The organism is Rouxiella aceris, assembly GCF_012933545.1.
In the GTDB taxonomy this organism is placed as follows: domain Bacteria; phylum Pseudomonadota; class Gammaproteobacteria; order Enterobacterales; family Enterobacteriaceae; genus Rouxiella; species Rouxiella aceris.
This window is the reverse complement of the sequence record NZ_JAADJU010000006.1, coordinates 340153-354517: the sequence shown is the minus strand read 5'-3', so window position 1 is coordinate 354517 and position 14365 is coordinate 340153. Positions and strand designations below refer to the sequence as shown.

Annotated in this window: 14 protein-coding genes, 1 rRNA gene and 1 other annotated feature; of the genes, 4 read left to right on the top strand and 11 right to left on the bottom strand. The window is 51.0% G+C overall.

Annotation, left to right across the window (positions count from 1 at the left end):
* The 4 genes from GW590_RS13700 to rluD all read right to left on the bottom strand — a co-directional run.
* Nucleotides 1-199: ribosomal RNA gene (locus GW590_RS13700) — 16S ribosomal RNA — on the bottom strand; the annotation flags it as partial.
* 513 nt (nucleotides 200-712) lie between these two features.
* Nucleotides 713-3286: an ATP-dependent chaperone ClpB gene (gene clpB / locus GW590_RS13695; protein ID WP_169403598.1), complete on the bottom strand. Its 2574-nt coding sequence runs from the start codon at nucleotides 3284-3286 to the stop codon at nucleotides 713-715.
* Nucleotides 3287-3417: 131 nt separating this feature from the next.
* A complete protein-coding gene (yfiH, locus tag GW590_RS13690) occupies nucleotides 3418-4155 on the bottom strand; it encodes a purine nucleoside phosphorylase YfiH (RefSeq protein ID WP_169403597.1) in 738 nt (245 codons plus the stop codon).
* A complete protein-coding gene (rluD, locus tag GW590_RS13685; protein ID WP_169403596.1) occupies nucleotides 4155-5132 on the bottom strand; it encodes a 23S rRNA pseudouridine(1911/1915/1917) synthase RluD in 978 nt (325 codons plus the stop codon). The genes yfiH and rluD overlap by 1 nt, the downstream gene beginning before the upstream one ends.
* A 129-nt stretch (nucleotides 5133-5261) precedes the next feature.
* On the opposite strand from rluD, the gene bamD reads away from it, so the two are divergent.
* The 4 genes from bamD (at nucleotide 5262) to pheA (ending at nucleotide 8130) form a co-directional block, all read left to right on the top strand.
* Nucleotides 5262-5993, top strand: a complete 732-nt coding sequence (bamD, locus tag GW590_RS13680; RefSeq protein ID WP_169403595.1) for an outer membrane protein assembly factor BamD — start codon at nucleotides 5262-5264, stop codon at nucleotides 5991-5993.
* 276 nt (nucleotides 5994-6269) lie between these two features.
* The gene (raiA, locus tag GW590_RS13675) at nucleotides 6270-6614 is read left to right on the top strand and encodes a ribosome-associated translation inhibitor RaiA (RefSeq protein WP_169403594.1); all 345 of its coding nucleotides are present in this window, start codon (nucleotides 6270-6272) and stop codon (nucleotides 6612-6614) included.
* A 159-nt stretch (nucleotides 6615-6773) separates the two neighbouring features.
* Nucleotides 6774-6899: a sequence feature (Phe leader region), on the top strand.
* Entirely contained in the window at nucleotides 6775-6822 is a 48-nt protein-coding gene (pheL, locus tag GW590_RS24200) for a pheA operon leader peptide PheL (RefSeq protein ID WP_211186776.1), read from the top strand. (Overlaps the previous feature by 48 nt.)
* A gap of 73 nt (nucleotides 6900-6972) precedes the next feature.
* Nucleotides 6973-8130: a bifunctional chorismate mutase/prephenate dehydratase gene (gene pheA, locus GW590_RS13670; RefSeq protein WP_169403593.1), complete on the top strand. Its 1158-nt coding sequence runs from the start codon at nucleotides 6973-6975 to the stop codon at nucleotides 8128-8130.
* Between the two features lie 67 nt (nucleotides 8131-8197).
* Here pheA and tyrA read toward each other — a convergent pair whose 3' ends face one another.
* The 7 genes from tyrA to ffh form a co-directional block, all read right to left on the bottom strand.
* Complete coding sequence (tyrA, locus tag GW590_RS13665; RefSeq protein ID WP_169403592.1) at nucleotides 8198-9319, bottom strand: bifunctional chorismate mutase/prephenate dehydrogenase; 1122 nt, start codon at nucleotides 9317-9319, stop codon at nucleotides 8198-8200.
* A 7-nt stretch (nucleotides 9320-9326) separates the two neighbouring features.
* Nucleotides 9327-10403, bottom strand: coding sequence for a 3-deoxy-7-phosphoheptulonate synthase (locus GW590_RS13660; RefSeq protein WP_169403591.1), 1077 nt, complete (start codon nucleotides 10401-10403; stop codon nucleotides 9327-9329).
* Between the two features lie 342 nt (nucleotides 10404-10745).
* Nucleotides 10746-11108, bottom strand: coding sequence for a 50S ribosomal protein L19 (rplS, locus tag GW590_RS13655; RefSeq protein ID WP_169403590.1), 363 nt, complete (start codon nucleotides 11106-11108; stop codon nucleotides 10746-10748).
* Between the two features lie 54 nt (nucleotides 11109-11162).
* Complete coding sequence (gene trmD / locus GW590_RS13650; RefSeq protein WP_169403589.1) at nucleotides 11163-11930, bottom strand: tRNA (guanosine(37)-N1)-methyltransferase TrmD; 768 nt, start codon at nucleotides 11928-11930, stop codon at nucleotides 11163-11165.
* A 66-nt stretch (nucleotides 11931-11996) separates the two neighbouring features.
* Nucleotides 11997-12545 (bottom strand): ribosome maturation factor RimM, encoded by a 549-nt coding sequence (gene rimM / locus GW590_RS13645; RefSeq protein WP_169403588.1) that lies wholly within the window; start codon nucleotides 12543-12545, stop codon nucleotides 11997-11999.
* Between the two features lie 18 nt (nucleotides 12546-12563).
* A complete protein-coding gene (gene rpsP, locus GW590_RS13640; RefSeq protein WP_169403587.1) occupies nucleotides 12564-12812 on the bottom strand; it encodes a 30S ribosomal protein S16 in 249 nt (82 codons plus the stop codon).
* Nucleotides 12813-12991: 179 nt separating this feature from the next.
* Entirely contained in the window at nucleotides 12992-14353 is a 1362-nt protein-coding gene (gene ffh / locus GW590_RS13635; protein ID WP_169403586.1) for a signal recognition particle protein, read from the bottom strand.
* Nucleotides 14354-14365: the final 12 nt, after the last annotated feature.

Here is a 14365-nt window from a genome sequence, read left to right as displayed (position 1 = left end):
ACTTTGCTCTTGCGAGGTCATGCGGTATTAGCTACCGTTTCCAGTAGTTATCCCCCTCCATCAGGCAGTTTCCCAGACATTACTCACCCGTCCGCCGCTCGCCGGCAAAGTAGCAAGCTACTTCCCGCTGCCGCTCGACTTGCATGTGTTAGGCCTGCCGCCAGCGTTCAATCTGAGCCATGATCAAACTCTTCAATTAAAAGTTCGATTTGCTTCGACAAGCGAAGCGATGCTCAAAGTTAACTTCACATCATTCATAATGAATTACTGCTTGGTCACTCTAAGACTTGATATTTTTTGCCACCGAAGTGGCTGATATCGTCTTGTGAGTGCCCACACAGATTGTCTGATAAATTGTTAAAGAGCGTTCGTTACGGGACTATTTATCCGGTAACGTGGGAGGCAGATAATACGCTTTCCCACTGAAGAGTCAAGTCTTTTTCTCTTGCGAGACGCGGTGTTTTCACCGGACTAACTCTTCACTGCCTGGCGACTTGGTTCTCGTTAGAGGAGTCGTTGCTCCCGGTCAGTGGAGGCGCATTATAGGGAGTTCTCAGAAGGCCGCAAGTGTTTATTTGAAATTTATAATCAAGTGCTCACAAATAAAACAATTAGCCCCTTTTAGGTCAATAAACAAACCAAAAGGCGCTCTGAGTCACCTCAGAGCGCCTTTCTTTATACCTGGTTGCGGCTATTTAACCGCGACAGGCAATTATTGTCTGGCAACAATATGGTCGTTTTCTACATCTATAGTCACAGGTATACCCGGGATCAACTTGCCAGAGAGCATTTGCTGCGCCAGTGGGTTTTCAATTTCCTGCTGGATAGCGCGTTTCAATGGCCGTGCACCATACACCGGGTCAAACCCGCTGTTGCCCAGGAACTCAAGGGCGGCATCGGTCAGATGCGCGCTGTAACCCCGTTCTTCCAAACGTTTGTACAAACGGGTCAGCTGGATTTGCGCAATATTCTTGATATGCGCATGTCCCAATGGATGGAAGACCACAACTTCATCTATACGGTTAATGAACTCAGGACGGAAACTATGGGTCACCACTTCCATCACCGAGGCTTTCATCTGCGCATAGGTGGCTTCACCGAAATGCTGCTGGATAATATCTGACCCCAGGTTGGAGGTCATGATCACCACAGTATTACGGAAATCCACGGTACGGCCCTGGCCATCGGTCAAGCGTCCGTCATCCAGCACCTGCAGAAGGATGTTAAACACATCGGGATGTGCCTTTTCTACTTCATCAAGCAAAATGACAGAATAAGGACGGCGACGTACGGCTTCCGTTAAATAACCGCCTTCTTCATAACCAACATAGCCTGGAGGTGCGCCCACCAGCCGGGATACGGAGTGTTTCTCCATAAATTCCGACATATCGATACGCACCATAGCTTCATCACTGTTAAACAGGAAAGTCGCCAAGGCCTTGCACAGTTCGGTTTTCCCGACCCCGGTCGGCCCAAGGAACAGGAAGGAGCCAATAGGTCGATTTGGATCGGACAAACCGGCACGGCTACGACGGATCGCATTAGAGACCGCTTCTACCGCTTCGTTCTGACCAATCACGCGACGATGCAGCTCATCTTCCATACGCAGCAGCTTTTCACGTTCGCTTTCCAACATGCGCGCCACAGGTATCCCGGTCCAACGCGCCAGCACATCGGCAATTTCCACATCGGTTACCCGATTGCGCAATAGCTTCATGGTTTTGCCTTCAGCCTGAGTGGCTGCGGCAAGCTGTTTTTCCAGTTCGGGGATCTTGCCATACTGCAATTCGGACATCCGCGCCAAATCGCCCACGCGACGTGCCTGCTCAAGGGTGATTTTCGCCTGCTCCAGTTCCGCCTTGATATTCTGCGTGCCGGTCAGCGAGGCTTTTTCTGCTTTCCACTCTTCATCAAGCCCGGAGTATTCGCGCTCTTTTTGCTCAAGTTCGGTATTGAGCATTTCCAGACGCTTGATACTGGCGTCATCAGACTCTTTCTTTAATGCCTGCTGTTCGAGCTTTAACTGAATGATACGTCTGTCGAGGCGATCCAATGGCTCAGGTTTGGAGTCCATTTGCATACGAATGCTCGATGCCGCTTCATCTATCAGGTCAATCGCCTTATCCGGTAACTGACGATCGGAAATATAGCGATGAGACAGCGTCGCGGCCGCCACAATCGCCGGGTCGGTGATCTGCACATGGTGATGCAGTTCATAACGTTCTTTCAGGCCACGCAGGATGGCGATGGTGTCTTCGACAGAAGGTTCGGCAACAAAGACTTTCTGGAAACGACGTTCCAGTGCCGCATCCTTTTCAATAAACTGACGATACTCATTGAGCGTGGTAGCGCCCACGCAGTGCAGCTCACCGCGAGCCAGTGCCGGCTTAAGCATATTACCGGCATCCATGGCGCCGTCGGCTTTACCCGCACCCACCATGGTATGCAGTTCATCAATAAACAGAATGACGTTGCCTTCCTGTTTGGCGAGATCGCTTAGCACCCCTTTCAGCCGTTCTTCAAATTCCCCACGGTATTTGGCCCCGGCCACCAGCGACCCCATATCCAGCGACAGCACACGCTTGTTTTTCAGCCCTTCGGGCACTTCACCATTAATAATGCGCTGAGCAAGGCCTTCGGCGATGGCGGTTTTACCGACACCAGGTTCACCGATTAATACCGGGTTGTTTTTGGTACGACGTTGCAATACCTGGATGGTGCGACGAATTTCTTCATCACGACCGATAACCGGATCCAGCTTGCCCTGTTCGGCACGCTCAGTCAGATCAATAGTGTATTTCTTTAAAGCCTGACGTTGGTCTTCGGCTCCCTGATCATCCACTTTGTCACCACCTCGCATTTTATCGATAGCCGCGCTGATTTTATCAACCGTGGCCCCGCTGGCTTTCAACAAGTCGGTCAGGGTGCCGCGATCTTTTAATACCGCCAGAATAAAGAGTTCTGACGAGATAAATTTATCAGCCCGCTGCTGGGATATTTTGTCACACAGATTTAAAACTCGAACCAGTTCGCTTGATGGTTGAACATCACCACCGGTTCCTTCAACTTGCGGCAAACGCGCCAATGCCTGTTCGACGTCCGTGCGCACCCGCTGGGTATCAATCCCGGCAGCGGTCAATAACGGACTCACGGTTCCCCCTTCCTGCTTGAGCAAGGCGCTCATCAGGTGAACAGGTTCGATAAACTGGTTGTCGCGCCCGAGCGCAAGAGACTGGGCGTCGGCGAGGGCAAGCTGGAATTTACTGGTAAGACGATCCAGACGCATAACTCCTCCAATGACTGAACAAAATTGCTACTGGAGATTAGATGAGGTCAACCCTCACGTTTTCAAGGTTATCTTGTCAGTATATTAAAGGTACAACGTGATGCGTTGCTGGATCGTCTTGATTTGGTAGGTTATCTCAGCCAAATCAAAGTTGCCAGTCGTCCGGTGACACCATCGCGTCGATAGGAGAAAAAATGTGAGGGATCGCTGACAGTGCAATACTCGCCGCCATAGATTTGCATGATGCCTGCGGCTTCGAGCCGCAAACGCGCCAGCAAATAAATATTGGCGAGGAATTTATTGCCATAAGGGGTGAACGCTGCCACGGCCTGCGGCTGGGAAACGATAAAGGCCTCGCGAACTTCACCGCCGACCTCAAACTGCTGCGGGCCAATGGCCGGGCCAAGCCATGCCATAATCTCCGCCGGATCAGCCCGAAACTCTGATAGCGTACTTTCCAGCACACCGGCATTCAGCCCACGCCAACCAGCGTGAGCAGCGGCCACTTCATCCCCGGCAGTACTGCAAAACAACACCGGCAGACAATCGGCGCTCATTGCCGCACAAACCACTCCACGGCAATCGGCATAGGCAGCATCGGCGCGTAATGGCGGATCTGATGGCGTTTGTGGGGAGAGGCGCACCACGTCGGTGCCGTGCACCTGATCCAGCCAATGGGGGGCAGCAGGCAGCGACGCCAATTCAATCAGGCGTTGCCGGTTAGTGGCGACATGTTCAGGAGCGTCAGAAACGTGTGAACCCAGGTTCAACGAGCCGTAGGGCGGTAAACTGATACCGCCCTGACGGGTAGTGGCACAGCAGCCGACAGAGTCAGGCTGTGGCCACTGGGGGAAAAGTAAGGCAGACATCACCAATGCATCTGGTCCTTGAACTCTTCGGTATCGGCTTTCAGCGCATTGATCAAATCGACCATATCCTGCGGCAATGGTGCGTGCCATTCCATTTGGATACCGGTGACCGGATGGAACAAACGCAGCATGGTGGCATGCAGCGCCTGGCGGTCAAAGGTGCGTAGCTGATTGATAAACTCTTCCGACGCGCCTTTAGGTGGACGCGGACGGCCACCGTAGAGCTGATCGCCAACCAATGGATGGTTGATGTGCGCCATATGGACACGGATCTGGTGAGTACGACCGGTTTCCAGACGCAAACGCAAACGGGTATGGGCGCGGAAGTGTTCCATGATGCGGTAATGGGTGGTGGCTGGTTTCCCCATTGGGTGAACCGCCATATGAGTACGCTTGGTACTATGGCGCGAAATAGGTTCATTTACCGTGCCGCCCGCCGTCATATTGCCAATGGCGACCGCCTCGTATTCACGGGTGATTTCACGCGCCTGCAGAGTTTCAACCAAATGCGTCTGCGCAGGGACAGTTTTCGCCACGACCATCAGGCCGGTGGTGTCTTTGTCCAAACGGTGAACAATCCCGCAACGCGGAACATCAATTATCTCAGGATAGTAGTGCAGTAAGGCATTAAGCACGGTACCATCTGGGTTACCGGCACCGGGATGCACCACGAGATCGCGGGGTTTATTGATGACTAAAATGTCGCTATCTTCATAAACAATATTCAGCGCAATATCTTGAGGCAGCCAACGGGCGTCCTCTTCGATTTGTGCGATGATTTCGATAGCTTCGCCACCCAATACTTTTTCTTTTGGCTTGGAGACTTTTTTGCCATTAACTGTGACCCGCTCATCCAGGATCCATTCTTTTATACGGGATCTTGAATAATCAGGGAACATTTCGGCCAAAGCCTGATCTAATCGTTGTCCGAGTTGTGTTTCGGCAACGGTCGCCGTGAGTTGTACTTGTTGTGCCATATGCTGCTCTTGGGTAACCTTGGGTTTTCACGGCGATGCCGTTTAAAATAATGTGCTATTGTAGCTGGTCTTTGTCGGGAGCTTAACGGACAGTCTCCCAGAATAACACCTGAGGATAATCAAAACGTCATGACGCGTGTGAAATATCTGGTGGCAGCAGCCACGTTGAGTCTGGCGCTGGTAGGTTGCTCCAGTTCCAAAGAAACGGTCCCCGATAACCCGCCATCCGTACTTTACGCTACCGCTCAGCAAAAACTGCAGGACGGTAACTTTAAAGGTGCGATTGCGCAATTAGAAGCGTTGGATAACCGCTATCCATTTGGGCCGTACTCACAGCAAGTGCAGTTGGATCTGATTTATGCTTACTACAAGTCTGCAGATTTGCCACTTGCCCAAGCATCTATCGATCGCTTCATGCGTTTGAATCCAACTCATCCGAACATCGACTACGTGATGTATATGCGTGGTCTGACCGATATGGCGTTGGATGATAGTGCACTACAAGGATTCTTTGGTATCGATCGCTCAGACCGTGATCCACAGCATGCACGCGCTGCGTTTCGCGATTTTAGCCAACTGATTCATTCTTATCCAAACAGTCAGTATGCGACCGATGCCAACAAGCGTCTGGTCTTCCTGAAAGATCGTTTGTCTAAATATGAACTGTCAGTGGTGCAATACTACACTAAACGCGGGGCTTACGTCGCCGTTGTTAATCGTGTTGAGCAAATGATGAAGGATTATCCGGATACGAAAGCAACGCGTGATGCGCTGCCGATGATGGAAAATGCTTACAAAGAACTGCAGATGAACAGTCAGGCGGACAAGGTTGCCAAGGTCATTGCGCAAAACCCGGCCTGATAACTTCAGGTTTTGTCTGTTAAAAACGGTGGCCGCGGCCGCCGTTTTTTTTGTCTGTATGCCGGAAAACAACGGAAATCGAGACAATTTATCTCTTTGATAATGCAGTATTCGAGTGAAACACTCAAGCGGATTTCGCCACATAATCACCCCAGGTCACAATTCCCGGTGACTTGACAAAAAGTGACAAAAAATCGTGATTTCCCTCACGCATTTTGCCGCAAAGGGAGGTATGCTGAATCTATCCTAGACGGAAAGACAGAGAGGTAAGTTAATATGATCGTAAACATTACCAGTAAACAAATGGACATCACCACCGCGATTCGGGAACACGTCGAAGACCGTCTAAAAAAACTGGAAAAATGGCAAACTCAGTTAATTAATCCACATATTGTTCTCTCTAAAGAACCTCAGGGATTCGTCGCCGATGCGACAATCGGTACCGCCAATGGTCCGCTGGTTGCCAGCGCATCACATGATGATATGTACGCAGCAATCAACGAACTGATTGCCAAACTGGAGCGCCAACTGAACAAGGTTCAGCATAAAGGCGAAGCGCGAAGAGCTGAAAGCGGCGTCAAGGATATCAATCTCGAGCCGCAGGAAGAAGAGGAGGAGTAATCCCTCGTTCCCGCAAACAACATGGTTATCAACGGCAGTAACCCAGACAAACGCGCTCATTCGGGCGCGTTTGTTTTTTGCTGGCTGGCAAATTTGATTGACAGAGGGAAAAGCCAGAGGTTACTTTAAAGGCCTACGTTTTTATAAGCGATAAACTGATATGAACCTGAAACCGTTTTTCTTCGCATTCTTTTTTACCTTCCCCTGACTGGGAGGCGTTTCGTCGTATAAGAAAGAATGCGAAGACGAACAACCAAGCCTCCTGAATCAGGAGGCTTTTTTTATATCTGCAATATTGTTAGACAGCCCATCTGAAGCGCTTACCGCCTTCGGAACCGACAATTAAAAGGCATACCCGATGAGTGACAACCCTTTACTGGACCTGCGTGAGCGCATTAGTACCCTGGATATAAAACTACTGGCCCTGCTGGCTGAAAGACGTGGCCTGGCGGTGGAAGTCGCCCAGACCAAAATGCATAGCCATCGGCCGATCCGTGATATCGATCGTGAACGCGAACTTCTCAACAGGTTGATTATTGAAGGCAAAAAACACCATCTTGACGGTAGCTATATCACCCGCATCTATCAGCTGATTATTGAAGACTCGGTGCTGACCCAACAGGCGTTGCTGCAACAGCATTTGAATAACACCGCATCCAGTTCAGCGCGCATTGCGTTTCTTGGCCCGAAAGGCTCTTACTCGCACCTGGCTGCCCGTCAGTATGCCGCCCGCCATTTTGAGCAATTTATTGAGTGTGGCTGCCTGAAGTTTCAGGATATCTTTACTCAGGTGGAAACCGGCCAGGCCGATTACGCCGTATTGCCTATCGAGAACACCAGCTCCGGTTCGATTAACGACGTCTATGACCTGTTGCAACACACCAGTCTCTCCATCGTGGGCGAGTTGACCAATACCATCAATCACTGCGTGTTAGTGGCCACCGATAGCGACCTGGCGCAAATTGAGACGGTATACAGCCATCCGCAGCCTTTCCAGCAGTGCAGCCAATTTATCAATCGTTTTCCCCACTGGAAAATTGAATATTGTGAAAGCACCGCCGCCGCCATGGAAAAAGTCGCCGCGGCAAAATCGCCGAAAGTTGCCGCCCTCGGCAGCGAAGCCGGTGGTGCGCTGTATAACCTGCAGGTGCTGGAACACGATCTGGCCAATCAGAAACAAAATATCACCCGCTTTATTGTGCTGGCCAGAAAAGCCATTGAAGTCACCGAGCAGGTACCGGCAAAAACCACGCTGATTATGGCTACCGGTCAGCAGGCCGGTGCGCTGGTTGATGCGCTGATGGTGTTCCGTGAGCAGGGGATCATTATGAGCAAGCTGGAATCACGCCCAATTAACGGTAATCCGTGGGAAGAGATGTTTTATGTCGATGTGCAGGCCAATCTGCGCTCAGTCGAGATGCAAAACGCCTTGCGTAACCTCAGCCCAATCACCCGTTCACTGAAAGTGTTGGGCTGCTATCCCAGCGAAAACGTCGTTGCCGTTAACCCGGAATAAATAATAAAAAAGGCCATGACGTTTGATTAACGTCTGGCCTTGTTCATTGCTCTCACTGTTGGGTGGACTAACGACGATTATCGTTCGCCTGACGCAGCAGCGCCCCACTCTCTTTGAGGAAGCGTGGCGCATAATCGCCAAACCAGTGCTCAACCTGGGTAAACTTGTCGATAAATGCCTGCTTGTTGCCTGTTTCCAGCAGGGCCAGCGCATCGCCAAATCGTTGATAGTAACGTTTGATTAGCGCCAAATTATTCTCTGACGACATAATAATGTCGGCATAAAGCTGCGGATCCTGGGCAAACAGACGCCCCACCATCGCCAACTCCAGCCGGTAGATCGGTGAAGATAGCGCCAGCAACTGCTCAATCTCGACGTTTTCTTCGCAAAGATGCATACCGTAAGCAAAGGTCGCAAAATGGCGCAGTGCCTGAATAAAGGCCATATTCTGATCGTGCTCGACGGCGCTGCTTTTATGCAAACGCGCCCCCCAAACCTGTAATTGCTCCAGCAACCACTGATAGGCTTCGGGTTCCCGTCCGTCACAGTACACCACTACCTGCTTGGCCAGACTGCCAACATCAGGACCAAACATCGGGTGCAACCCCAATACCGGGCCTTCGTGGGCGGCCAGCATCGCCTGTAACGGTTTGTTTTTCACCGAGGCGAGATCCACCAGAATGCAGTCCTGCGGCAACGTGGGCAGGCGCGCAATCACTTCTTCAGTCAGATGGATAGGTACGCTGACAATCACCATACCGGCATCGGCCAGCAGGGTTTCTGCCTGCGGCCAATCATCGGTCTCCAGCGACTTGACCTGATAGCCGGACAGCTGCAACATGCGGGTGAACAGACGGCCCATTTGGCCATTGCCACCGACAATTACCACCGGGCGCAACGCCGGATGCAGGGTTTTAAATCCTTTATCGTTTTCGCTGGAATAGGATTCGCGCATTACCCGCCGCAAGACATCTTCAATCAAGTCAGCGGGTACACCGAGGTTTTCCGCCTCATGTCGGCGTGAAGCCAACATGGCAGCTTCACGCTCAGGCACATAAATTGGCAAGCCATAGCGGCTCTTCACTTCGCCCACTTCCGCAACCAGATGCAAACGCCTGGCTAAAAGATCCAACAACGCTTTGTCGACCTCATCAATCTGGTCACGTAATGTATTAAGTTCAGCCACCATAAACGCTTTATTCTCCTGAAATTCGTGCCGCCAGTACGCTGCCCAATTCCTGATGCATGTTACGCAGCAAGGTTTCCGTGGTCTGCCAATCGATGCAGGCATCGGTCACCGAGACACCGTAGCGCATTGCCGCGCGCGGTTGCTCGGAAGATTGACTGCCTTCCTCGATATTGCTCTCCAGCATCAGACCGGTGATTGAACGGTTACCGGCTTTGATCTGGCTGACAGCCGATTCGGCAACCAGCGGCTGGCGGCGATAGTCTTTATTTGAGTTGCCATGGCTGCAATCTATCATCAAGGAAGGACGGAGTCCCGCATCCTGCATCTGTTTTTCACAGGCCTGAACATCTTCTGCACTGTAATTTGGTGTCTTGCCACCGCGCAGGATAACGTGACCATCCGGATTGCCCTGCGTCTGCAGCAGACAAACCTGTCCAGCCTGATTAATCCCCACAAAACGGTGTGGCATCGCCGCCGCGCGCATGGCGTTAATGGCTGTGCCCAGGCTGCCGTCGGTACCGTTCTTGAAACCTACCGGCATCGACAAACCTGAGGCCATTTCACGGTGAGTTTGCGACTCGGTAGTACGGGCACCAATCGCCGACCAGCTAAACAGATCGCCGAGGTATTGCGGACTGTTGGGATCCAGCGCTTCGGTAGCCAGCGGCATCCCCATGCTGACCAATTGCAGCAGCAGGTTACGGGCAATATGCAAACCGGCTTCTACGTCAAAGGTACCATCCATATGCGGGTCGTTGATCAGCCCTTTCCAGCCCACGGTGGTACGTGGTTTTTCGAAGTAGACGCGCATCACAATATACAGACTGTCGCTGAGCTCTGCTGAAAGGGTTTTTAAACGACGAGCATAATCCAGTGCCGCGTCGAGATCGTGGATCGAGCAAGGACCACAAACCACCAGCAAACGCGGGTCACGCCCCTGCACGATATCAGCGATCGCCTGGCGCGACTGCGCAATGCTCTGCTCATTGTTTTCGCTTAACGGGAATTTGTTTTTCAGCTCTTCAGGAGTGATCAGTATTTGTTCGGCACTAATGTGCACATTGTTCAACGCGTCTTTTTGCATGATGGCTATCCACAATAAATTTGAATTGGTCTGCTGCTGTATCAGCATCTGGGGACCACCATACCATAGGCTGTAAACTTTTCAATCGAAGAGTGTAAACTTTACAGTACCAAATCCACAAAGAGTGGCGAAAAAGAAGAGGTTAAAAAATTAAACCACTAAAAACAGCGTATTACATAAGAAATAAATGATAATTAGATGGCAGATAATCTATAAGTCGCAAAGAGAGGTGTACACATTACATTACACTCATGGGTATCATGGTCAAGTTTCGTCCCGCTGGGCTTTTCTCCAGGCAAAAAAAAACGGCCCGCAAGCGGGCCGTTATATAACATGAGAATGTTATCGTGCGTTAACGCGGTTAAGACGCTCGGTGATACGAGCTGATTTACCGGTACGTTCACGCAGGTAGTACAGTTTGGCTTTACGAACGGCACCACGACGTTTAACAGCGATGCTGTCAATTACTGGTGAGTGAGTCTGGAATACACGCTCAACACCTTCGCCGTTAGAAATTTTACGAACAGTGAATGCAGAGTGCAGACCGCGGTTACGGATAGCGATAACCACGCCCTCGAATGCCTGCAGACGTTTTTTGCTACCTTCAACGACCCATACTTTCACTTCGACCGAGTCACCCGGACGGAATGAAGGTACGTCTTGTTTCATCTGCTCTTGTTCGATTTGCTTAATGATATTGCTCATAATATATCTCTTACCCTAGGTAAACTGATAGTTCGGAAACGCTTGGCATAATGCTCAAACATTCCCTTCATAGTCTTGTTGTCTGATTCGATGTTCCCGTTGGAACTCTTTCAGCAACACCTGTTGCTCGTCAGTCAGAGCTAGGTTTTCCAGAAGTTCAGGTCTTCTAAGCCAGGTACGACCCAGCGACTGCTTCAAACGCCAGCGACGTATTTCTGCATGATTGCCCGACAATAACACTGACGGGACCTCCATGCCTTCCAACACTTCAGGGCGGGTATAATGGGGACAATCCAGTAATCCATCGGCGAAAGAATCTTCTTCTGCCGAAGCATGATGACCCAGAACGCCCGGTATAAAGCGGGAGACTGAATCAATCAATGTCATAGCTGGTAACTCACCACCGCTAAGCACGTAATCGCCAATTGACCATTCTTCGTCAATTTCGGTTTTGATTAAGCGCTCGTCGATCCCTTCATAGCGACCGCAAACCAGAACAATTTTCTGGTAAGTCGCCAGTTCGCAAACGCCTTGTTGGTCAAGTTTGCGCCCTTGAGGTGAAAGATAAATCACTTTCACGCCTTCGCCTGCCGCTGCTTTAGCTGTATGAATAGCATCCCGTAAAGGTTGCACCATCATCAGCATTCCCGGGCCGCCGCCGTAAGGGCGTTCGTCCACGGTACGATGCCGATCGTAGGCGAAGTCACGAGGACTCCAGCATTCTACGCTCAGCAGGCCATTCTTTACTGCCCGGCCAGTTACCCCGTAATCGGTGATTGCGCGGAACATCTCAGGAAAAAGGCTAACTATACCGATCCACATAGCCTAATCCTCATAACAGCGTTCCACTCAGCCTTCGGGTGTCTACACAAGTAGACATTACGGAGGTCAAAAACCAGGATCCCAATCTACTTCAATTAATTGAGCAGTGAGATCGACTTTCTTGATAACCTGCCCATCGAGGAACGGAATCAACCGTTCCTTGATTCCGAATGCATCTTTCAGGCCTGCTTTCACTACCATCACATCGTTAGAACCGGTTTCCATCATATCAATGACTTTACCCAGTTCATAACCGGTGGTTGTTACTACCTGGCAACCAAAAAGGTCTTTCCAGTAGTAATCACCCTCGCTCAGGTCTGGCAGTTGGCGTGAATCCACCACAATCTCGCGATTAGTGAGCAGATTGGCCGCCTCCCGATCGTCAACGCCTTTGACTTTGATGATCAGGTCCTGATTGTGGCGCTTCCAGCCTTCCAGCTCTACAGCTTGCCACTTACCGGCCTGTTGGATGAACCAAGGCTGGTATTCGAAAATGCTTTCGGCGTCTTCGGTGGATGAAAACACTCTGAGCCAACCGCGAATACCGTATGTTGAGCCCATTTTACCAAGAACAATAGGTTCTTCGGGCGTCACTGGATTGAGTTGCTTGCTCATTGCCACCACCGCGACAGATTAAGCTGCTTTCTTAGCGTCTTTGATCAGCGAAGATACGCGATCAGAAACGGTTGCACCCAGTTCTTGCCAGTGGGCAATACGATCCAGGTCCAGACGCAGTGCTTCAGCCTGGCCAGAAGCCAATGGGTTGAAGAAACCTACGCGTTCGATAAAGCGACCATCACGAGCGTTGCGGCTGTCGGTCACTACTACTTGATAAAACGGACGCTTTTTAGCGCCGCCACGTGCCAAACGAATTGTTACCATAACATCCTCTTTAGTTAATAAAACAACCAGACCCCATCGGGGAACGGGGTCTGGTTGCAATATAAAAAGCCCGAAAATTTTACTCATTTTGGCGCAAAAAGCAATCGAAAGCGTCTATTAGCTCAAACTACTTTTTGTGCCGATAAATTTACGGTACTTATTATCATGTTGAACGACGATTAACGGCCTGGAAAACCCGGTGGCATCATACCTTTCATGCCACGCATCATTTTAGCCATACCGCCGTTCTTCATTTTCTTCATCATACGCTGCATATCATCAAACTGTTTAAGCAGCTTATTGACGTCTTGCACTTGCATGCCGGCCCCCAGCGCAATACGGCGCTTGCGGGAACCCTTGATAATTTCTGGCTTGGCGCGCTCTTTGAGCGTCATGGAGTTGATGATCGCTTCCATACGCACCAGCACCTTGTCATCCATCTGTGACTTGACGTTGTCAGGCAACTGACCCACGCCAGGCAGTTTGCTCATCATGCTGGCCATGCCACCCATGTTGCGCATTTGCTTGAGCTGATCGAGGAAATCGGTGAGGTCAAAGCCGCCGCCCTTTTTCATCTTGTTGGCCAATTTCTCGGCCTGAGCGCGATCGACTTTGCTTTCGATATCTTCGATCAGCGACAGCACATCGCCCATTCCCAGAATACGCGATGCGACGCGATCGGGATGGAAAGGCTCAAGGGCATCGGTTTTTTCACCCATACCCAGGAATTTGATTGGCTTGCCGGTAATATGGCGAATTGACAGCGCCGCACCACCGCGGGCATCACCATCCACCTTGGTGAGGATCACCCCGGTCAATGGCAGCGCTTCGTTAAAGGCCTTGGCGGTATTCGCCGCATCCTGACCGGTCATGGCATCGACCACAAACAGCGTTTCAACCGGCTTGATGGCCGCGTGAACCTGTTTGATTTCGTCCATCATCGCTTCATCAACGTGCAAACGACCGGCGGTATCCACCAGCAGCACATCAAAGAATTTCAGCTTGGCATGCTGTAATGCCGCATTAACGATATCGATCGGTTTCTGGCTGGTATCGGAAGCAAAGAAATCCACTCCGACCTGTTCGGCCAGTGTTTCAAGCTGCCTGATCGCCGCCGGACGATAAACGTCGGCAGACACAACCAATACTTTTTTCTTGCGTTTTTCTTTCAGGAACTTGGCAAGTTTGGCAACGCTGGTGGTTTTACCCGCCCCTTGCAAACCGGCCATAAGCACCACGGCTGGTGGCTGCGCGGCAAGGTTCAGCTCAGAGTTCGCCTCGCCCATCGCTGTGACCAGCTCTTTTTGCACGATTTTGACAAACTCTTGCCCCGGGGTCAGACTCTTGTTGACCTCCTGGCCAACCGCCGCCTCTTTCACCCGGCTGATAAAGTCGCGCACCACCGGCAAGGCCACGTCGGCCTCCAGCAATGCCATGCGCACTTCACGCAGCGTTTCTTTAATATTTTCTTCGGTCAGCCGCCCACGGCCGCTGATATTGCGCAGTGTGCGCGACAATCGATCGGTTAAATTATCAAACATCGTCTCTGGCTC